The following is an 18,162-nucleotide window of genomic DNA, read 5'->3' on the forward strand; positions in this document are numbered from 1 at the left end:
GACGGAAAGATTCTGGCCGTCAACTCGATGGCTCGCATTGAGCACGTGGAGATCGATTCCAAAGATCTCAATCACGGTTTCGAGAAATTCGCGCAGCATCTCAAGCGGAACGGCCTTTCCTGGCCGCAGCTCCTGGCGGCGAGCTTCACGGTTGGAAAAACCAGCATGACCATGGCCTGTGATTCAGAGTGGCTCGACGCCCTGTTGCGCACGCTGGAGGAAAATAAGGATCTGCGCCAGCAGCGCGAAGCCTCAAGCTCGGTGAGTCTAACGTGCTTCGGCGGCGTTTCGTCGGAATTGCCCTTCAGGGCGTTGCAGGTTCTCGGACTTCACGGGATTGTCCCCGACAAGTACGTGTTGTCGCCGCATTCTGTCAGTCTGTTTGTGCCTGTGGAGAACCGGGAGGCCGCGGTTAGGGTGTTACATTCGCTTGTCCAGCAAGCATAGGTTCGCGAGGCGGTTCGGATCGCTTCCGCTGGGTTCGTTCCAGCCAATCGAAGCAGCCAGATCGAAATGGTTGCGCAGCCAGTGCTTCGGCCTTAGCCCGGCCGGCCCTTGCCCTCGCGGTCGGGGATGAGTGTAGCTGACCAATTCAGCGGTTTAGTGAACCGCTTCATGCAGTCGAACCTTCAGCATTGTTTTCCGCGCGGAGCCGAGGCCAACCTCATCGCAAATCGCACGGCAATGGACCTAAGCCGCTAAAGAAACGGCCCAACCTCCGCTGCAGTAAGTTCAAAGAGCACTCAACTTTGCGCAGCCCAAGGGATACGACGTTACCTATTTCCCAGCGGAACATGTGCCAAGTGTCATGCGTTCATATGCATCATCGGAGACACGATCATGGCATCGAGCGCTCGCATTTTCTTCGCCGGGGTGGGAACGACCTTCGCAATCCTCGGTGTTGGCTTTGGCGGCGGGCTTCTCATGGCCAACTCGGCGCTCAAGGAACCCACGGGCTATCAGGCTCGCGCAACCGCGCAACCGCCAACACCTGTCAGAGTCATCTTGCCTACGACTGCAGAGGCAGCCCAACCAACGCAGCCGCCCCAACAGGTAGCTGCATCTGATGGGGTACCGGAGCCGGCGAGGGAAGTGCAGCCGGAAAAGCGGCTTGACCAGATAGATAATAGGAAGACTGAAGCGGAGTTGCGTGAGCGTCGCAAACGTTACGCGGAACGTAAGGCCAAGCGAGAGGCAGCCCGCGCTAGGCAACTGGTAGCACGAGCCCGTTCAGATGCACCGATTATGGCATTTGGCGGAGAGAATACTCCGCGTTTGGCACTATTCGGCAATTAGATACGGCCGTTTGGTTCTAGCGCCTCGGCCGGTCCGAAAGAGTTGCCCAGGTGCGATTTCCACCTTCTAGCTCTGCGCGCGGTCCTTATCGGTTGGCTGTTCCGGCGTGATACTGTGGGCTATCTTTCATGATTGCACAGCGCCATAGACAAAGGCTCCGGCGAACCGGAGCCTTGGGAAACAGGCCGTAAGGCATGTTGTTATCAAACGTATGGCACGCCGTAGTACTCGTTTACGGACCGAGTTCGGTTGGCGTCGGCCCAGTTCCAGTTATCATCGTTGCTATATTTCGGGGCGCCTTCGATTTTCGCCCGAGCAACGCTTGTCACGTACCCTTCCAAAGTGGTGTCGTACTTCAGCGATTGCCAAGGGAGGGGGTAGTGGTCGTCACCGATGCCAAGGAAACCGCCGAAGCTCAGTACTGCATAGGATACTTTGCCACTTACCTTGTCGATCATCACACGCTCGATAGAACCGATCTCCTGACGGTCGGCGCTGTACACGGGGGTCCCTTCAACTTTGTCGCTGCCAATAAGACTACCCATTTCTCGCTCTTCCATTTTGGTCTCCATAGTCAGATACGGGCAAACTGGTCTTTCAGCAGTTCGTTCCTGCGGCTGTCGATTTGCCGCAGGAGAAAAAAGCGACTGCCAACAATCCCGCCCCGCTAACCGAAGGCCGCCATGCTCGCCTGGCTGTTGCGGTTGGTTCGGCGAGGGCAGGTGGATGGCTAAATCGAAAGACGCGCAATAATGAGCGCGTATCAACTCCTACGGCGACAAAATTTGCCGGCGCGTTCACGTCACGATTGTGTTTACGCCACCCGCCTTTGCGGGTTGCCGCAGTACAAGGAAGATCGCGGCCCTCTCAAGCGCGCATCACTATCACGTCAAGCGGACTGCAAGCGGTGACACGCCTGCAGCTTTCGGTACTGACGTAGCGCGGCTCCCACGCCAGAGTACGAAAGTGAACACAAGGCAGCGTCCGCACTTTTTTGGCTGATTTTTGCGCAAGCTCGGACCGGAACCAACCCACGTACGCAGAATTATTTGAGGCTATCAGAAATATTACATTTCAGGAGACACCGTTGATCATCCGTGCAGGGTACGACATCGCATTTGATTGTTATCAAGAGGTGCCAATGGTGGTGCTTCTGTCTGTGCATCCATCACGCCAGGGTGACCTCCGCAGCGAGCACAAGATTGAAATGTCGCCACGAGTTGTCACGCGCGACGGCCTCGATCCCTTTGGCAACACATGGACCAGATTTGTTGCGCCCGCCGGCCGGATCGAAATCCGGAACGACTTCCTGATTGAGGACAGTGGCCAGCCGGACGAATCAGCTTCGGCAGCCCAGCAATGGGACGTCAATGACCTGCCCGACGAGGTCCTGCCATTCCTCTATGGAAGCCGCTATTGCGACACCCAACGCCTAACTAATGTAGCTTGGTCGCTGTTTGGGCCGATTGCGGGCGGTTGGCAACGCGTGCAGGCGATCTGCGACTACGTCCATCAACGCGTTCAGTTTGGCTACCACCACGCGCGCTCCGACCGCACAGCGTCAGAGGGTCACGAAGAGCGGGTTGGGGTCTGCCGTGACTTCGCGCATCTGGCTGTCGCGCTCTGTCGATGCATGAACATTCCGGCGCGTTACTGCACGGGCTATTTGGGATCGGCGTGCCCAAAGATCCCGCGCCGATGGATTTCAGCGCCTGGTTCGAGGTGTTTCTCGACGGGAGATGGTTCACCTTCGATGCCCGGCACAACGTCCCCCGTATCGGGCGGATCGTCATAGCACGCGGACGCGACGCCGCGGACGTTGCGATCTCGACCCAGTTTGGCAGTGCAGCGCTTGCCCGGTTTAATGTTGTGACCGAGGAGGTAAGGGCAGGGGGCCTCAGCCAAGCCGCTTGAACTACGCCTCCCGAAAAGACGAACACTGTCAATTAGTGCGAACTGCCGGAACCATTTCCGTTCTAGTCGTTCGGCTTTGCGCCCACGGCTAAAGCTCTCAGTGACAATCATGGTCCGTAAACCGGCAACCCGCTCTTGCCACAATCACCAACGAAGCCGCCACTATGGGCGTAGCGACGTCGTTCAATCCCCTACACCCGAACTTCGCCTTCGTCTTTGCCGTCCCAGTAGGTGATCCGATTAGCCTTTATCTTGATGAGCACAATGTTAGGCGTGTCGACGCCCTTGTCGAACCAGCGATCGAGGTCGCTTGTCCAGTGCGCTTTGAATACAGCCTTGTCGCGGATGAGCTCCGCCGTGCCTTCGACTGCCACATAAATCGCATCGGAAAAGATCCCGCCTTCACCAGTAAATCCGAGCGCAACTTTGGGGTTGGCTTCTATGTCGGTGACGGTTCGCGCTTGCTCGTAGGTGAAATAGTACGACGTGCCGTCATATTCTACGTCGCCGTTGTTGCTCATCGGCCGGTTGGCAATCTGACCGCCCTCGGTATGTGTAGATAGGATCGCAATGTCGATCCCAGCCATTCGCTTTGAGATCTCTCCGATTGTCTTGTGCATTGGCATTGGCTCTCCGTTATGACGATTGCAAACAGACGAGGACAGCAAGCGTTCCGATTTTTTGTCAGCGCCGTTCGAATCCAGTCACGAACCGGAGCAGGCGTTCTACCGCGGCTCCAACAGCGAGGCCGGCGACGACATCGCTCGTCCAATGAGCGAGGAGGACGATCCGCGTCAGGGCTAGACCACCGCCGACGGCCCAGACGGCGTTCCGCTGGGCTGGCGGCCGCCCGGTCGCCGCCGATGCCAGCGCACCGATATGGACGGCGTGCCCTGACGGAAATGCATCGAGACGTTTTCCAGATAGGGGGATTCCATGCAGGTGACCGAGTACGGTCAGGCGGTCTGGACGCTTCTGATCGAACACTCTTTTGAGCGCGTGGGGAAGGATGGAAGCGACGATGGTAGTTACCAGTACATGATCGCTTGCACGTCGCACCGATACGTCCCGGGTCTGCGCGTAAAGCCACCAGCCCATAGCGACCACGCAAAGCACGTGTTCGTCGGCACCCCACGTCAGAGCCTGCGCGATATGTTCGGCCGGTCGGCTCGCGAGCGCGGCGATATCATCCGCTGTCACGATATCAGCTTCAGTCGGCTTCACTCGGAAAAGGGCCATGCTTGCTTACTTCTACAAAATTGACTGCGGCTAAGTTAGAGGTCGAAAGTGCGATCCCATAACGCTGCCAAAGCAATTGCGCGTTTGCGGAGTTTCTTGCTTTTGTGTCGGACCTCTTTGAGGTCCGCAACGAACGTGTCGTTATTCGTTACGCTGTCCGTCGCGGAAAATTCCTTTAACGACTGATGCACATCTTCCAGAGCGCGTAGCGCACGCTCAAGAGGAAGTTTGTCCTCCCGCTTCGATTTCGTGGGCGTCACAACCTTGACCGTTACTTCTTCTTACCGAGGTTCTGCGCCATCTCGAGGTGGTGCTTGAGGGCTGGAAGCGTTTTACTGGCCCAATCTTTCAGCTTGGCATCCTCACCGCCCTTGGCATAACGCTCGAACAGCGACACCGCATCCTTATGAGCGCTGACCTGCATGGAATCGAATTCGGAGGAGAAGTCGTCGGGTTTTGCAGTTTTCAATTTGTCGATCTTACTCTGAGATGAATTATCCAGAGCCGACGGGATGGCCACCTTGGCTTCAGTCGGCACCATCGACTTCAGTTCTGCCGACGTCTTGGTGTGATCCGCGATCATCTGGGTGGAAAAGGCCTTCTCCTCGGCGTTTCCACGCTCCTGGCCGATCTTGGCGGCCGCGATCTCCGTCATGTCGCTCATCGCAACCTCTTTAACGAAATCGGCCGTGGTTGGGCTGATGCCCAGTGTCGAATTCACGCCAGTTTTTTCTCCGACTGATTGGGCGAACGCCGTGGTCGATATCAGGAACGCCGCCGCAGCGAAGGTCAGTAGCTTGCTCATTTTACGCTTCCTTCTATTCGTGCCCGCGCCAATTCCGTCCCGCGGCTGTCACACTTCAACCCAACCGGTGCACCGTAGTTCCTGTGCGACCGGCACCACACTCTCGATGAGTTTTACCGGAGCCACTGGGCGGTAGTTCGGCCGCTACAGGCTCAGCCGATCATCGATAGGCCGCCGAATTCGCCGCCATATCGGATATCCAGATGGTGAGGCGATCGCCTCGCACAACGGCCAGCGTGCCTCCAATCTGCCGAACGTTCCAGCCGGGGAACCGGTGACCGACGCGATTCTGAGCCGTCTGCTACCTGGTCAATAGGAGCTGCTGCCGCTGAACGACTGGCGGCGGCTCCGGCGACGTCTGAGGGCGATTTCCCGACCAGTCACCCAGCTAAGAACCAGCAGACCTTTTCGCAGCCAAATCTTTCTCCCAACCGCATATCGATCTGCCGTCCAACGCGGGCGAGGCCGCGCGTTCAACGGCAATAAAGGACTCCAGCGCCGGACCCCGGGCAACGACCTCAAGGCGGCGGGCTTGGCTGTCGAGGCGTTGCAGGGCCTGCATCTCCTCGTCCCGTCCGAGCTTTGCTTGCAGCACCGCGGACTTCATCACTCGGATGGTCTCGTCGTAGACTTTCAGCGGAACCGGGTAGGGGTGCCGATCCTTTCCGCCATGGGCCAGTGAGAAGCGGGCGGGATCCCGGAAGCGGTAGGGAGCTCCGTGCACGACCTCGGCCACCATGGCGAGCGACCGGACCGTGCGCGCTCCGACGCCCGGCGTGAGCAGGAGTTCTGGGAAGTCCACGGGGCCGCGTTCGGCCGCTGCTGCCAACGTGCCGTGAAGGTGCCGCGTGAAGACGTCGCTAGATCGGACATCGTGATGCGCCGGCATAACGAGATGTGGAAGCAAGGCTTGCGCCGGCGCCTCGTCACCAAGCGCGGAAAGCTCGGAAACGATACGGTCGGGGCCCAAGCAGGTCAACAACTCCAACTGGGCGCTGCGAGAGGCCCCGGCGCGCCTGTCCGTGAGGTTCACAATCTCGCCCTGCACAGGTCCCGCGATTGCACTATGCGGTTCGTCGACGAAGCTCTTCAGGTCCTCTGAATGCCAATGGTACCGCCGCGCCTGCTTGTTGTCGCCGTTCATGCCCTGCTGCACGACCGTCCATTTGCCGTCGTCAGTCACGATGAACCCGTGCAGGTATAGATCGAAGCCGTCCTGGACGGCAGCGCTGTCGACTTTGGCGACCAAGCGGCTTGCGCGGGTGAGCTTAGCACCGTCGAAACCGACGCGCTCGCCCAGCAACCGCAATTCGTCTGGCGTCTTCCGCGAATGCTGTCCTCGTCCGCCGCAGACGTGGATGCCAAGCTCGCCTGAAAGCGGTCCCAGCCCGCGCTTGAGTGCGCCGATGACGCTGGTGGTGATGCCGGACGAGTGCCAGTCCATGCCCATGACCGCACCGAACGATTGGAACCAGAATGGATGAGCTAGTCTTTGAAGGAATTCATCCCGGCCGTAATGGTGGACGATCGCCTGAGCAATGACGACGCCGAGCGAAGACATGCGTGTCGCCAGCCAGGGCGGTACCCGCCCGCCATGCAGGGGAAGAATCGCGGTGCCGGAACGTCTTGCCATTTCGAATCGCACAATCCGTGTTCGGCCGAACCGTATCAGGCCGGCATACGTGGGTCAGGCCCTTTGATCATCGTGCGAACGTAATTGAATATCTCGGCGCCTCAACGGCGGGAATGCTGTGTTCCCATATTCGTCGCGACGCGCCGGTCATCATGTAGAGCGACCGGGGCTCGGCATCGATCGTGAAGCGATCCCAGTTCTCGCCGGCCGCCCGTTTGCGGAACCGCAACTTGGAGGCAGATCCCAGCGATAAGCCGAATATTTCGTCGAGATGCGGCTTGTCGCGGTGCCAGCCGATGCCGACCCCCACGCCGTATTCGGTACAGAGGATCCGCTGGATACGGACTGCAGGGCCTCCAAATGTCTCGACGTTTGCAACGATATCCGCCAGCCAGCCAGGGATCGGTTCGGCGCGCCTCAAGGCGCAGGTCATAGTCGTAGCGGAATCCGAACGAGGCAACCCGCCGCTTGCCTTCAAATTCGCCGCAATGAAAAGGCTGGAGCGGTCGGGTCTGACTTCCTAAGATAAGTTCCTGTTCGATCGCCGGCGTTACGAACTCGGCAGCGTAGCGCAGGCCTTCTGGCTCCGGACGCACTTTATCAAACAGGGTCAATTGCTCGGACACGAAGCCTCCATAGGCGGTGCCAAGTATGTAGGTTTCCAAGGCGCGGTTGAAAGGACCGCCTACGGGCAGGGTGGGGCTGCATTGGCGTCAGGAAATGGAAGTAAGTCCGGATATGGCAGGCGCGTTCAGCACTTGTCCCTCGGGCCCGAAGATAGATCCATGACACGGACAGTCCCAGCAGCTCTCGAAGCTATTCCAGTGCAGATGGCACCCGAGATGTGTGCACGCAGCGGAATGCTGATGGACATTCCCTTTTGCATCGCGATAAGCCGCAATCTTCCTTAGGCCCTGGCGTATGATTGCTCCCTCTCCGGGCTCCAATTCATCCGCAGAGCTGATTTCGCCCGGCGTCACATATTCTGCCAGATTTTTGAGTGCGGTGCTGTTTTCCATTACCCAGTTCTTAGCGGCCTTCAATGGCTTGCGGTCGGGCGCATACAGCTCCGTCCATTTGCTTTCGCCGCCCGTAACGAGGGTCGCATTCAGAATCGCACCCATCACGCCGTGGGTCAGGCCCTGTCCGGAGTCGCCGGTTGCGACGTAAATGTACTCCGACCCGGGGTTTTTGCCGATGAAGCCGGCGTAGTCGATCGTATCGAGCACCTGTCCCGACCAGCGATGGGTGACATCTTTCAGCATCGGCATTTTGCCACGCGCCCATTGCTCCAGGCGTTCGAAACGCTTGTCGGCGTCATCGACTTCGCCGCTCTTATGATCCTCGCCGCCAACCAGGACGAAATCCATGTGGTTATCCCCCGGCTGAAGGCGCACGTAGTGATAGGGTTCTTCCGTGTCCCAGTAGAGCGCATCCGGCAGGGCGCCGCGATTGATGGCGAAGCCAATGACATACGTCCGGTAGGGCGACGTTTTCGAATGCAGCGCTACGCGGTCGACGATCGATGAATTGGTGGCAACAACGGCATGGCCGGCGCGGATCAGACCCCGCGCGGTCTTAACCGTCACCGCGCCATTTTCTTCGACGACTTCATCTGCGGCCGTATTAGCAAAGAAGCGAACCCCGCGCTTTGCGCAGGCTTCGGCCACTCCCGCCAGATATTTGAGCGGATGAAATGTCGCTTGTCGGGGGTAACGCAGCGCGTGGCGGGTGTCGCATTCGTTGAGAGGCACACCGACCAAGCGCTCGACAGGGGCTCCTACCGCCCGCACAGCGTCGAGCTCCTTGTCGATCACGTCGGCCGGCATATCGTCGCCCTGAAACAAGTAGCCGTCGAGACGGCGAAAATCGCAATCGATCCCTTCTCTTTTCTGTATTTCTTCGATGCGGTCCACCGCCGCAGCCTGGCTTTGATAAAAGAGCTTCGACTGATCTTCCCCTTTGATTTTCTGCATCTCGCCCATCAGGTCATCGCATAGCGGTGCCAAATGGGCGGAGGTACGCGCCGTCATTCCGCCGGCTATCGGACCCCGATCAATAACGATGACCGAACGGCCGCGCTGGCTTAGCTCGTAGGCCGTCGACAGGCCGGCAATGCCGCTGCCCACGACGACTACGTCGCACCGTTCGTCACCTTGCAGCGGGATGGCCTGGGGCGCGACGGCAATCGACATCCAAAGAGATTTGCTGGTCATTTAAATTCCTCCTTTATAATGCATGCAAACGGCTTGGCGTATCACCGGTTCCCATCCGGCCAATGGCGCAAAGAATGAGGGAAATATCTCGCCGGCCCGCGGCAGCCTTTGCTTTGTAGCGGAGTACGGCGTGCTAGGCCGCTGATGCTCGTCGCGCCTCCGTGAACGAGAGTTGTGGGCTGTCGCCTGCCGAACACCCACTGACAATCGCGCGGAAGAGAGGGGCCGTTCGAGGGCGGCAGTTAGGAAAGTTCAGCGAATGGTCCATCTCTCGTCGGCATCCACGTACCCGCTATTCGCCTGGCTTCGTGGCTCGCCTTCTGATGTCGGGCATTCGAGGGGCGGACATTCCCTCGGGTATGGCCTGGTCGCAATTGCCGGAACCTGCTGCTCGGGATCGCAGCACTTTTTGCCGTCTACGGTCGGGATCCGACCATGGACCAGACCTTCATCCGGCATATGTAGACCCATCACGAGCAGGAAATTCTGCTAGCATCGATGGCTGCCGGAGAGCCGGCGACCCGGCGGGCTCTTTGCTCATGGTGGCGAGCCAAAGGGGAGAGGCCAAGATTCTCTTACATTGGTGGGCGAGCTGATTCGGTGAACCTATGCAGATCTGTTCGACGCACGAGCGCGCGTCGATGCCCGGCCTGCTCGACACGGCGGAGGTTGCGAGACTTGGGTCCACGGAGGGCTAATCCTTCGACGGCTAGGCCTCGATTTTATGACCTCACAAGGGGCCGGTAGCGATGGCGAATTCGCGGCTTCGCGATGGGAGCGACCCGGGTTTGTGTATATTGGCGCATGCCATCCGTCATGAGCAGCAAGGCGAGATTGCGTTGATGCATGGCGTGAGCGGCGAAAATGCTGTCGCTGTTGGTTTTCGAAACACGTTCGCCGACAACGTGAATCCCGCAAATTCCTGGAGCCGAGGTGAGGCCACTGAGTTGTGGGCCTCTCGCCTGCCGCTCTCGGCCCAAAGGAACATTCCATCCGCAGGGTCCTTATTGACCGTATAACGCTAAACGGGGTCGACGCGGTCATGTGGTGGAAGGTACTGAAAGAGGCTGCGGCCAACTGGTCGAACCACAAGGATGCGAGGCAGGGGGCCGCGCTGGCGTATTATTCCGTGTTTTCACTCGGTCCCATTATCGTAATCGCCATCGCCGTGTCCGGGCTGCTTTTCGGCCACGATGCCGTCACCGCACAGGTCATGTCGTCGATCAAGGACATGCTTGGCGAAACCGGAGCGAAGGCTATTGAGGCGATGCTCGCTGAGGCCAGCCGACCGGCTGCGGGCATTCTCGCTACCATACTTGGTATAGGAGCGCTACTTTTCGCCGCGATTGGTGTCGTCGTGCAATTGAAAGACGCGCTCAACGTGGTCTGGGAGGTGGAAGAGTCGAAGGGTTCCGGGATTTGGCACTTCGCGCGCAACTATGTGCTGTCTTTTCCCGCGGTTTTGACATTGGGCTTCCTGCTGTTGGTCTCGCTGGTGGTGAGCGCTGGCCTGGCTGCTGCAGGCAAATATGCCGCTACCTACATGCCAGAAGGCGTGCTGCACATCGCAAGTATGCTGTTTTCGTTCGTGGTAGTGATGGCGCTTTTCGCCATGATGTTCAAATGGCTGCCCGATGTTTCCGTCGGCTGGCGCGACGTCTGGCTGGGAGCGTTTCTTACCGCACTGTTCTTTGAAATCGGTAAGGCAGCGATTGGTTTCTACATCGGCAAGCAAGGCTTGGAATCAACCTATGGGGCAGCCGCTTCGATCGTCGTGGTGCTGATCTGGGTCTACTATACGTCGCAGATCATCTTGATGGGTGCGGAGACACCCATAGTTACGCGGAGCACAATGACTCGTTGAAGCGGATGTCGTGAATGCGGCGGCTTGCGATCGCAAGGCCGCCGCATTGATCGATTCAGGCCGCAGTTGAAGCCTTGGAGTTGACGCCTTTGCGCAGCGCCACCGTGTTGAGCTTGGTATTCGCCGCCTTCTCTTCGTTCAGATTTGTCGTTAGGAAGCGCACGATCTCGTCGTGACCGAGCTCTTCAGCCCAAGCGATCAGCGTCCCGTAACGGCAGATTTCGTAGTGCTCGACGGCCTGTGCGTTCGCGACAATGGCCGCGTCTAGCACGGCCTTGTCTTCGATCTCTCCGGCTGTTTCGTCGGCCTCCTTGATGATGCCGTCGATGGCCGGACATTTAGTACCGCTGGGCTCTTTGCCCAGCTTTTCGAAGGCTTTCTGAAGTCGCTCGACCTGCTTGTTGGTGTCTTCGAGATGGCCCTTCAGCCCGGCGACCAGGTCCCGGTTGGTGGCTTTCTCGATCATCTTAGGCAGCGATTTAACGATCTGCTGCTCGGCGTAGTATATGTCCTGAAGGCCATGAAGCAGCAAATCATCCATGGTTTTGATGTCTTTGGTGAAAAGACCCATTTCGCACCTCCTTTGGAATGGTGGCAATGGAACGCCGAGGTCTGCTGGCGGTTCCACATAAGTAAACGGCATGGCCGACAGGCAACAACTCATGCGAACCTGCTGGGACAGCTATGGATGTCTGGGGCGACATGCCGCGCGATTCAGGAAGCCCTGTTCGAGACGGCCATGAACGGCCAGGACGCTGAACGGGAGAATTGGCCCGTCTCCTTTACGACCGTCACCTTCGAACCTTGTATCCACCGAAGAGAGATTCTGGATGAGACAAGTCGGGCTGAAAAGTCGTAATCATATATGTCCGTAAAGATGGAAGTGTCGATGCTCGGATAAGTAGCCTTTGGAAAGACTTCATCGCTTAATACTTAGTTCAACCATTTCATTCGAGAACTTGCGGAACATTGCGATCCGCTCTTTTGTGAGCTCTTCAATGACGCGGAGTAACTGAAAGGGCGACCTAATCGACGCAAGCCTCGGTCCGAATTCAAGCGCAAATTGCATGTTGGCTTGTGCCATTTCCAACAGCTTTGCTTGATAAGCCCGCGCTGTTGCCGTGGCTGAAGAAAAATCAAAACCTTTCTTTAATTCCGTTTCGCTCATGATCTGTTTAACGGAGTCCTGCAGTGCTATCGCTGGACTCTCAAGAATGGCAGCCTTTTGTTTCGGATCGTTAGGACCCTTGGGAGACGATTTAATAGGGTCGGCCGCAACCGAGCGCACGCGGCTGAGTTTTGGGCTTCTAATAACAGCCGAATTGGTTCGCTGGGCCTTGGCGGCTATTTTCAGTCTGCGGGCGGGCTTTAACGCCGTTGTTGCTTTGCGTTTAGTCATTTGAGCACTCCAAAGACGATTTGAGACATTCACTGAAAAGCCAACATGCTGGGCAATTCAACGTTCCCTAATATGCTGGCGGGGCCCGCTTCCAAATAGTCTGAACCGATCGGGGCCTAGTATTTGCCGCCCTGAATTACCGTAAACTGGGGACGCCGACGCGAGGTTGGTGCCACGGGGGTCGAAAAGGCAACCGCGTCGTCCACGAGATCAGCGACCGCTATCAAATAATAACCTACACCGCTGAACATCACGGCAGGGGCAGCCCAGAGCAGCATCATCGGCATTATGTCCTCCTACTGAGCAAACACAGTGTGTTTCAAGTACCGTGGGATTTTGTTGTTCCCACTCCCGCCGAAGATCGCCAACTCTGTGCACGCTTCCTTGCTTGCGTGGACTCCTACCAGAGCCAACGATCAGTCGTTCTTCAAGTGCTGGGGGGCTCACGAGGCGGGCGCCGCATACTCACTCCGGGGCTTTGCGGTTGCTGTATTGCCAGCCCGACTTATCCGACATCGGATCGCGCGCGACGGTGCACGTCATCGTTTGAATGCAATTAGCGCACTCAAAGGTCCGGCTGTCATCGCTCTTTGACGCCGGGCTGATCATGGTCAGCATCATTCGTTTGGAACATCGCGGACAGCGGGGCCGCTCAATTGGGATCAGCGACGGTTCAGGACGGGCATGGGGTTGGGGCAAGTGATGTGCATCCCTTTTGGTCGGGCGGGAGCGCAACACTCTCAGTCACGGATGGAAGCCGATGGCCGAGCGGTGATCGGGATAATCTGGCATGTCCGAGAACCGACGTAGTGGTCAATATTGCTCACACCGGAAAAGTTAATGAAGGAACTATTTCGCGGCGCATGCGCCGCGGCAGGTCACCTTTTCCTCGCCTTCTTAAGAAAATTTTTCCGCGAATAAATGGCGCCGATGGAGCGCTTCATTTTCAGCGCGATCAAGGTGACGGCCATTCCGGAAACCAACAGTTTACGCAACTGATCGTCATCCGTAAGTGTCCAGGGGCGGCCAGCTGGACGGGGACCGCTCATTTCCCCTTCGCCTTCAGGCCCAGGTCTCCCAACGTGATGGGGAGACGTGTGACGCTTTTCGCCTTCATCAGTACGACGTTAATGGCCTTTGCCCGGCCGCGAACAGATGCCGGTGTCCGCTTCATCCGTTCCGCGATCGTTACTGAGGTGCGGCCTTCCGCGGCGAGCTTGCGAAGGCGATCGTCGTCTTCAGGCGTCCACGGCTGAATAATGCGCCTCTTCATTTTCCCTTTGCCTTCAGCCCCAGCGCTACGGAGAGGTTCGGCGCTGCAAGTTCGCTATCTATCCGTACAACAGCCGGAGAGTGCGCACTTTTCATTGAAGGACCACCACACTGCGAGACCGAAAGCATCTATGGCGAGCGCCAAAAGCATAGCCTTCGCGATTAGCTTTGCCCATTCCCAGTAAGACACGGACGCAATTTCCAGTCGGCATTATGGCCGCACCGCATGATGATAAAGTTCGGTCATCACAGGTAGGCGCCGGCCCGCATAGTGCCCTTCGCTTTTTGCCATGTGCCGGTCGCCGCTCCGACAGCGTGTCCGAGACCATCGGCGCGCTGCGCGGCTGATTAGGGAGCGGATCAGCGCAGGCGCGAAAGCCGCCCCGAGGGGCTTGGCTACCTATTGTTTCGCCGCGGGCGGAGTTGCTTCAGGAGCTGGCGCTGTTGCGGAGGGCTCGTCCATGGGGGCGGATCCCCGAAGTTCTGACGCTGCCACGCAGTTGCCGGCCCAAAGCTTGGTCCCCTTAACCGTTCCGACGAGCTTGCAGCCTTCTGCCGCTTTTGGCTTTACCTGAGCGAGCGGCTTCTCAAAACGGACTGGCAAGCCTTGCCGGGCACCGGCAGTCCGAGGCTGTCGAGTCTGCCGGATGCACGGTGCGGGCGGAGGCGGGCCGTCAGGACGCAAGAATGGGAGCTACCGACATGGGGGGCGGACAAAAGGCATGACGGACGCCGTCCGCTACATCAATGCGCTGGCTAAGAGTGCTCGCGATCCCTGACATTCAGCGCGAGGCGCGACCTCGGCCCCTAGGCTTTCCCTAGGCTGCCGTTGCCGACAGGAGCCCGGCTGACCCCTTAAGATGCCCTCTCCAACCTAAGATGCCCTGCTAATACCAAGGGCATCTTTCTGGCCACAACGTGGAGCGGCAGGGATACTGACCGGATGGTCCGTCTTAAGATTATGGACGGCTTGCAGATGCTGCCATGATCGGGGATAAACTCTGATGAACTCGGCGCAGCAAGCGGCTCATCAAGTCCTTCTCTTGCTCGGTCGTTGCGGTTGAAGGCTTTGGAAACTTTCGTCGGGGGTGTCTTGCCCACACGCGGAGCCCAGTCGAGAGGCGATGAAAGAGGTCTCGCCCATTCAATCGACCACCTTCAACTGATATGAGCTAGCACCGTCCCGTTGTTGCGGTGCTTCGGGCACGCCATTGCGAATAAATCGGCTCCAAGTACAAAATCTGCGTCCCACCTTTAGGATTTTGGTTGGATGCTTGCCATGCAAGTGAGGAGCATGGCGTTATAGGTGTCACCATCTGCACCGGCATGAACACGGCGGTGGCAGTTTGGGCAGAGAGCAATAACAAAAGCCGGGCGTTGTTGCGGTGCTTCGGGCACGCCATTGCGAATAAATCGGCTCCAAGTACAAAATCTGCGTCCCACCTTTAGGATTTTGGTTGGATGCTTGCCATGCAAGTGAGGAGCATGGCGTTATAGGTGTCACCATCTGCACCGGCATGAACACGGCGGTGGCAGTTTGGGCAGAGAGCAATAACAAAAGCCGGGTGATCCGGTCCGCCATCGCTCAGCCGTCGGATATGGTGAGGCTCAAGATAGGGACTTCCGTCTTTGCGTGTGAAAGGTGCCAACGAGTGGCAGCCTTCGCAGTTAGTTCCTGCGCGAGCCAACACGTAGTCACGAACGTCACGGCTACGCTCGTAAACGTTGCGAGGTGTGCCTGATCCCATTTTCGGCGGCGCAGCCGCTGCAGTCAAAGCCTTTGCAAGGAGACTGGTCAGATCAGCGTTAGCAGGAGCCCCTTGTTCATCTACAATCTCGCTGATCGCTTCAAGCGGCCTGAGCTCAAATATTATCGCATTGCGCTCGTTGCCCTGTCGGTCAGGTGATCGCTCATAGTGGAAAGTATCGCAAATCATTTCTCCTTCAAATCGGAGGCCCGTGGCAGTCTTTCGGAATAGAAGGAGACTTTCCCCGCTGGCCGAGTGCTCGGCGACGGCTTTGTTGCCGCCAATTAGCTGCATGTCGCCAACTTGACCTTCCCCAAAATATTCAAAAACGCCATCTGACCGAAGGCGGTCGGCATAGCCGTGCTGGAGACCCTCTTCACCAGTGATAATGATGACGAGAGGATAGTCTTTTGGCGTGATGATACCGCCCTGTTGTTGTCCACCAAATCGTGCATGAATATCGTTGCGCCGGTTGTAGACTCGACCGATTTCAAATCCCACACTCATTGCCCCTCCGGCAGCAGGCATTCGTCGTTGGCTCGTAACGCACAGTAACACTACCGTTCTCCCGACCACCACGTCGAGGGCGGATCGCTAACGGAAAGATTAATTGGACGCGGCGCGACCAGATGGCTCCGCTTGTAAGGATAGTTAAGGGGACTTGGTTGGCGGGTTCGTTACGGGCATAGGAGAGACGATGTTAGTCGAGGGCGCTGAGTTCGTTGGTTGGACAGACGTGATCGCGTTAGGGCTTTGGAACGCCTTAGTGATCGAATCCTTGAAAAATGGAAACAATAGCGCCGCTGCTACCGTCAGCACGATGACCGCATGAGTCTTAAAGGCCTTGAGATCATTTATCTCTTCTCTTAATTCCTCAATGTGTTTTTCGACTTGATATGCCGTAGTGAATTTTCCGGAAATCTGATTGATGTTCTTGGATGGAAGATCGAGGTAGCCCTTCTTTATCTGCTTCCGCGATATCTCTTCGGCCAAATCTGCCAACCAAATCGGAAAAATCTGTTCACCCCTTTTGAGATGTATTGGAGACGGCCCTGCATTGAACACGGAGAAGAGAAGCTTCCCGCTATATCCCGGATCAACATGAAAGCCCGAGATGTTGACCAATCCGGAAAACTTAATTGAGGCACGAATCGATATAAAGCCGAGCGCGCCGTGGCTTAGGTACCCGGAGGGAATTCGCGATTGCGCAGAAGCAGCTTATGGAGAGCAACTATAGCGGCGCAATCGAAGTCCCCATGCTTCGGCTGTAAGCTTACACTCGAGCGAAGCCGTCAGGCGATCACTCTGCTCGGCGGCTTTGTTCGGCTCAACCGAAAATATATTTCATGTCCGCCCTCGATCGAGTGGCGTCCCATCCGCCACGGCGTGCGTTAATGCACTGGTTCCTACAGAAATGCCCGCAATCCCCTGAAGGCTCGCCTGCCCGACCGGCCTTGAACGATTTACACTCGTGGAAAAGGCTCCTGCGGCTGTCGCCGAGCTGGGCGTTGGGTGCATCCTCCACGATCTGCTTGACTATTGGATGCTGCCAAAGCTTCGCCCGCCGAACCATGAGGTCCGGCACCGGGGGCTCGCCGCGGCCGGGAAATCCGAAGCCATCGGTCTCAATCTCGCAGTTGAGCGACGGCACGTACTCGCCGCGGTCAGCCTGAAGCTTGTGCCAATAGGCCTTCATGGAAGCGATGTGCTCTTGATAGTTTTCGAAACCCGGGGGCTTCGCCCATCGACCCGACGCGAAATTCACCGTCGTAGCGATGCCTTGCCTCAAGCTTTTTTGCTCGCGCGCAGCCTCCGTCTTTTCTTCGGCTAGCGCATTCGAGGCCAAGACATCGGCATAGAGTTCGAGCAGCATCACCGTCAGTTCGTCGCTAATCATGCCGTCGAGCGGAGAAGATGGCGCCGGCTGCAGGGCTTCCAACTTGATGATACGGGCTTCTACGTTGCGGACGCTCATTGCAGAACGCCCTTCAGCGCATACTTCGCTATCCATTTCTCGGGGGGTGAGGCACGATGACAATTGGGCCCGTGGCGTTCGCTATTGCCGCTCGCTCTTCTGGCGTTGGTGGTTCGCTGACGTGAAAGACATATTGGCGCGGCGGTTTGCGGAATTGTTCCAGTTTGGCGATCCGCCCGTCGAAGTTTCGGGTCATTGGCTCGTCATCCTTTCCAGGCGCTCCAGACGTTCGGCCAGTTCGGCCGTCTCGAATGCCTTCACATAGGCCTCGATCAGCTTGGAGATTTCGCCAGCGTCGGCGGGCGTAAGGTCGCCAGCGGCAACGGCGGCAAGAACGGCAGCGACCGTTGCTGCAGCATCCTGAGCGCTGTTGATTGGTGGCAGCGCGAATGTCACCGGCCGGTCTTTGCGGGCGGGCAGGATCCTATCGAGGCAGAGCCGCAAAGCCGCCATGTCGCCCGTCAGGGCAAGGTCGATCGCTTTCTGGGTCAGCGCCGTTGCTTGCCCATCCAACAACGTTTCCAGAGCCAGAGTCGTGGAATTACGGGAGCCTTTAGGGCGGCCGTCCGGATTGCCGGATTGCCCTGGCTTGAATCTCGTATCGGCCTGTTTCCGGCCTGTATTTTCAGGGCTTGGCATCAATGCTCCAAATATCGAGCCGGCGAGCCGAGCGAGGCCTTGGCTTTTTCGGCTCCATGACCCGCCTCATGACTGCGATGCGTGAATCATGGGCGCGTCATGACGAAAACGGTAGACTTAAGCTGCGAAGGTTGCGGAGATCGAGAGGATTGGCGACCTTGG

At 57.7% G+C, this 18,162-nt stretch carries 17 protein-coding genes and 2 pseudogenes; 3 read left to right on the forward strand and 16 right to left on the reverse strand.

Annotated elements, in window-relative coordinates; all coding sequences use genetic code 11:
- Positions 1 to 447 (forward strand): annotated as a pseudogene (locus tag JQ575_RS37045) (aspartate kinase); the annotation flags it as partial.
- A 1,052-nt stretch (positions 448 to 1,499) separates the two neighbouring features.
- Here the strand turns inward: JQ575_RS37045 and JQ575_RS37050 are convergent.
- Positions 1,500 to 1,868 carry a PRC-barrel domain-containing protein gene (locus JQ575_RS37050; RefSeq protein WP_212038140.1) on the reverse strand — a complete coding sequence of 123 codons (369 nt, stop codon included), beginning with the start codon at positions 1,866 to 1,868 and terminating at the stop codon, positions 1,500 to 1,502.
- Positions 1,869 to 2,383: 515 nt separating this feature from the next.
- On the opposite strand from JQ575_RS37050, the pseudogene JQ575_RS37055 reads away from it, so the two are divergent.
- Positions 2,384 to 3,210: pseudogene (locus JQ575_RS37055) on the forward strand (transglutaminase-like domain-containing protein).
- Positions 3,211 to 3,401: 191 nt separating this feature from the next.
- Here the strand turns inward: JQ575_RS37055 and JQ575_RS37060 are convergent.
- The 6 genes from JQ575_RS37060 to JQ575_RS37085 all read right to left on the reverse strand — a co-directional run bounded on the left by JQ575_RS37060 (position 3,402) and on the right by JQ575_RS37085 (position 9,103).
- Positions 3,402 to 3,830, reverse strand: a complete 429-nt coding sequence (locus tag JQ575_RS37060) for a pyridoxamine 5'-phosphate oxidase family protein (RefSeq protein WP_212038141.1) — start codon at positions 3,828 to 3,830, stop codon at positions 3,402 to 3,404.
- Positions 3,831 to 3,894: 64 nt separating this feature from the next.
- The gene (locus JQ575_RS37065) at positions 3,895 to 4,449 is read right to left on the reverse strand and encodes a phosphatase PAP2 family protein (RefSeq protein ID WP_212038142.1); all 555 of its coding nucleotides are present in this window, start codon (positions 4,447 to 4,449) and stop codon (positions 3,895 to 3,897) included.
- Between the two features lie 271 nt (positions 4,450 to 4,720).
- On the reverse strand, positions 4,721 to 5,254 hold the full coding sequence (locus tag JQ575_RS37070) for a DUF4142 domain-containing protein (protein WP_212038143.1): 534 nt from the start codon (positions 5,252 to 5,254) through the stop codon (positions 4,721 to 4,723).
- A 388-nt stretch (positions 5,255 to 5,642) separates the two neighbouring features.
- Positions 5,643 to 6,887: a DUF763 domain-containing protein gene (locus tag JQ575_RS37075; RefSeq protein WP_212038144.1), complete on the reverse strand. Its 1,245-nt coding sequence runs from the start codon at positions 6,885 to 6,887 to the stop codon at positions 5,643 to 5,645.
- A 67-nt stretch (positions 6,888 to 6,954) separates the two neighbouring features.
- Positions 6,955 to 7,308, reverse strand: a complete 354-nt coding sequence (locus JQ575_RS37080; RefSeq protein WP_249167153.1) for an alpha-ketoglutarate-dependent dioxygenase AlkB — start codon at positions 7,306 to 7,308, stop codon at positions 6,955 to 6,957.
- Between the two features lie 292 nt (positions 7,309 to 7,600).
- Positions 7,601 to 9,103 carry an FAD-dependent oxidoreductase gene (locus JQ575_RS37085; RefSeq protein WP_212038145.1) on the reverse strand — a complete coding sequence of 501 codons (1,503 nt, stop codon included), beginning with the start codon at positions 9,101 to 9,103 and terminating at the stop codon, positions 7,601 to 7,603.
- 1,042 nt (positions 9,104 to 10,145) lie between these two features.
- Here JQ575_RS37085 and JQ575_RS37095 point away from each other — a divergent pair.
- Positions 10,146 to 10,967, forward strand: a complete 822-nt coding sequence (locus JQ575_RS37095; RefSeq protein ID WP_249167154.1) for a YihY/virulence factor BrkB family protein — start codon at positions 10,146 to 10,148, stop codon at positions 10,965 to 10,967.
- Between the two features lie 55 nt (positions 10,968 to 11,022).
- Here the strand turns inward: JQ575_RS37095 and JQ575_RS37100 are convergent, their stop codons facing one another.
- The 9 genes from JQ575_RS37100 to JQ575_RS37140 all read right to left on the reverse strand — a co-directional run bounded on the left by JQ575_RS37100 (position 11,023) and on the right by JQ575_RS37140 (position 18,000).
- Positions 11,023 to 11,538, reverse strand: coding sequence for a ferritin-like domain-containing protein (locus tag JQ575_RS37100; protein WP_212038147.1), 516 nt, complete (start codon positions 11,536 to 11,538; stop codon positions 11,023 to 11,025).
- Positions 11,539 to 11,886: 348 nt separating this feature from the next.
- Entirely contained in the window at positions 11,887 to 12,366 is a 480-nt protein-coding gene (locus JQ575_RS37105) for a Phasin protein (protein WP_212038148.1), read from the reverse strand.
- Between the two features lie 116 nt (positions 12,367 to 12,482).
- Complete coding sequence (locus JQ575_RS37110; RefSeq protein WP_212038149.1) at positions 12,483 to 12,653, reverse strand: hypothetical protein; 171 nt, start codon at positions 12,651 to 12,653, stop codon at positions 12,483 to 12,485.
- Positions 12,654 to 13,244: 591 nt separating this feature from the next.
- A complete protein-coding gene (locus JQ575_RS37115; protein ID WP_212038150.1) occupies positions 13,245 to 13,415 on the reverse strand; it encodes a hypothetical protein in 171 nt (56 codons plus the stop codon).
- Entirely contained in the window at positions 13,412 to 13,639 is a 228-nt protein-coding gene (locus tag JQ575_RS37120) for a hypothetical protein (RefSeq protein WP_212038151.1), read from the reverse strand. The genes JQ575_RS37115 and JQ575_RS37120 overlap by 4 nt, the downstream gene beginning before the upstream one ends.
- A gap of 1,444 nt (positions 13,640 to 15,083) precedes the next feature.
- Positions 15,084 to 15,893, reverse strand: coding sequence for an HNH endonuclease signature motif containing protein (locus JQ575_RS37125; RefSeq protein WP_212038152.1), 810 nt, complete (start codon positions 15,891 to 15,893; stop codon positions 15,084 to 15,086).
- A 144-nt stretch (positions 15,894 to 16,037) separates the two neighbouring features.
- A complete protein-coding gene (locus JQ575_RS37130) occupies positions 16,038 to 16,511 on the reverse strand; it encodes a hypothetical protein (RefSeq protein WP_212038153.1) in 474 nt (157 codons plus the stop codon).
- 202 nt (positions 16,512 to 16,713) lie between these two features.
- Positions 16,714 to 17,361 (reverse strand): hypothetical protein, encoded by a 648-nt coding sequence (locus JQ575_RS37135; RefSeq protein ID WP_212038154.1) that lies wholly within the window; start codon positions 17,359 to 17,361, stop codon positions 16,714 to 16,716.
- 192 nt (positions 17,362 to 17,553) lie between these two features.
- Positions 17,554 to 18,000, reverse strand: a complete 447-nt coding sequence (locus JQ575_RS37140) for a DUF5681 domain-containing protein (RefSeq protein WP_212038155.1) — start codon at positions 17,998 to 18,000, stop codon at positions 17,554 to 17,556.
- Positions 18,001 to 18,162 lie beyond the last annotated feature (162 nt).

Origin of the sequence: Bradyrhizobium sp. JYMT SZCCT0428, from assembly GCF_018131075.1 — a bacterium.
GTDB lineage: Bacteria > Pseudomonadota > Alphaproteobacteria > Rhizobiales > Xanthobacteraceae > Bradyrhizobium.

Coding starts and splice junctions, on each gene's coding strand:
- JQ575_RS37115 (WP_212038150.1), bottom strand. CDS start 13,415: ATGAGCGGTCCCCGTCCAGCTGGCCGCCCCTGGACACTTACGGATGAC.
- JQ575_RS37095 (WP_249167154.1), top strand. CDS start 10,146: ATGTGGTGGAAGGTACTGAAAGAGGCTGCGGCCAACTGGTCGAACCAC.
- JQ575_RS37140 (WP_212038155.1), bottom strand. CDS start 18,000: ATGCCAAGCCCTGAAAATACAGGCCGGAAACAGGCCGATACGAGATTC.
- JQ575_RS37070 (WP_212038143.1), bottom strand. CDS start 5,254: ATGAGCAAGCTACTGACCTTCGCTGCGGCGGCGTTCCTGATATCGACC.
- JQ575_RS37075 (WP_212038144.1), bottom strand. CDS start 6,887: ATGGCAAGACGTTCCGGCACCGCGATTCTTCCCCTGCATGGCGGGCGG.
- JQ575_RS37100 (WP_212038147.1), bottom strand. CDS start 11,538: ATGGGTCTTTTCACCAAAGACATCAAAACCATGGATGATTTGCTGCTT.
- JQ575_RS37125 (WP_212038152.1), bottom strand. CDS start 15,893: ATGAGTGTGGGATTTGAAATCGGTCGAGTCTACAACCGGCGCAACGAT.
- JQ575_RS37085 (WP_212038145.1), bottom strand. CDS start 9,103: ATGACCAGCAAATCTCTTTGGATGTCGATTGCCGTCGCGCCCCAGGCC.
- JQ575_RS37135 (WP_212038154.1), bottom strand. CDS start 17,361: ATGAGCGTCCGCAACGTAGAAGCCCGTATCATCAAGTTGGAAGCCCTG.
- JQ575_RS37065 (WP_212038142.1), bottom strand. CDS start 4,449: ATGGCCCTTTTCCGAGTGAAGCCGACTGAAGCTGATATCGTGACAGCG.
- JQ575_RS37050 (WP_212038140.1), bottom strand. CDS start 1,868: ATGGAGACCAAAATGGAAGAGCGAGAAATGGGTAGTCTTATTGGCAGC.
- JQ575_RS37110 (WP_212038149.1), bottom strand. CDS start 12,653: ATGCCGATGATGCTGCTCTGGGCTGCCCCTGCCGTGATGTTCAGCGGT.
- JQ575_RS37120 (WP_212038151.1), bottom strand. CDS start 13,639: ATGAAGAGGCGCATTATTCAGCCGTGGACGCCTGAAGACGACGATCGC.
- JQ575_RS37060 (WP_212038141.1), bottom strand. CDS start 3,830: ATGCACAAGACAATCGGAGAGATCTCAAAGCGAATGGCTGGGATCGAC.
- JQ575_RS37105 (WP_212038148.1), bottom strand. CDS start 12,366: ATGACTAAACGCAAAGCAACAACGGCGTTAAAGCCCGCCCGCAGACTG.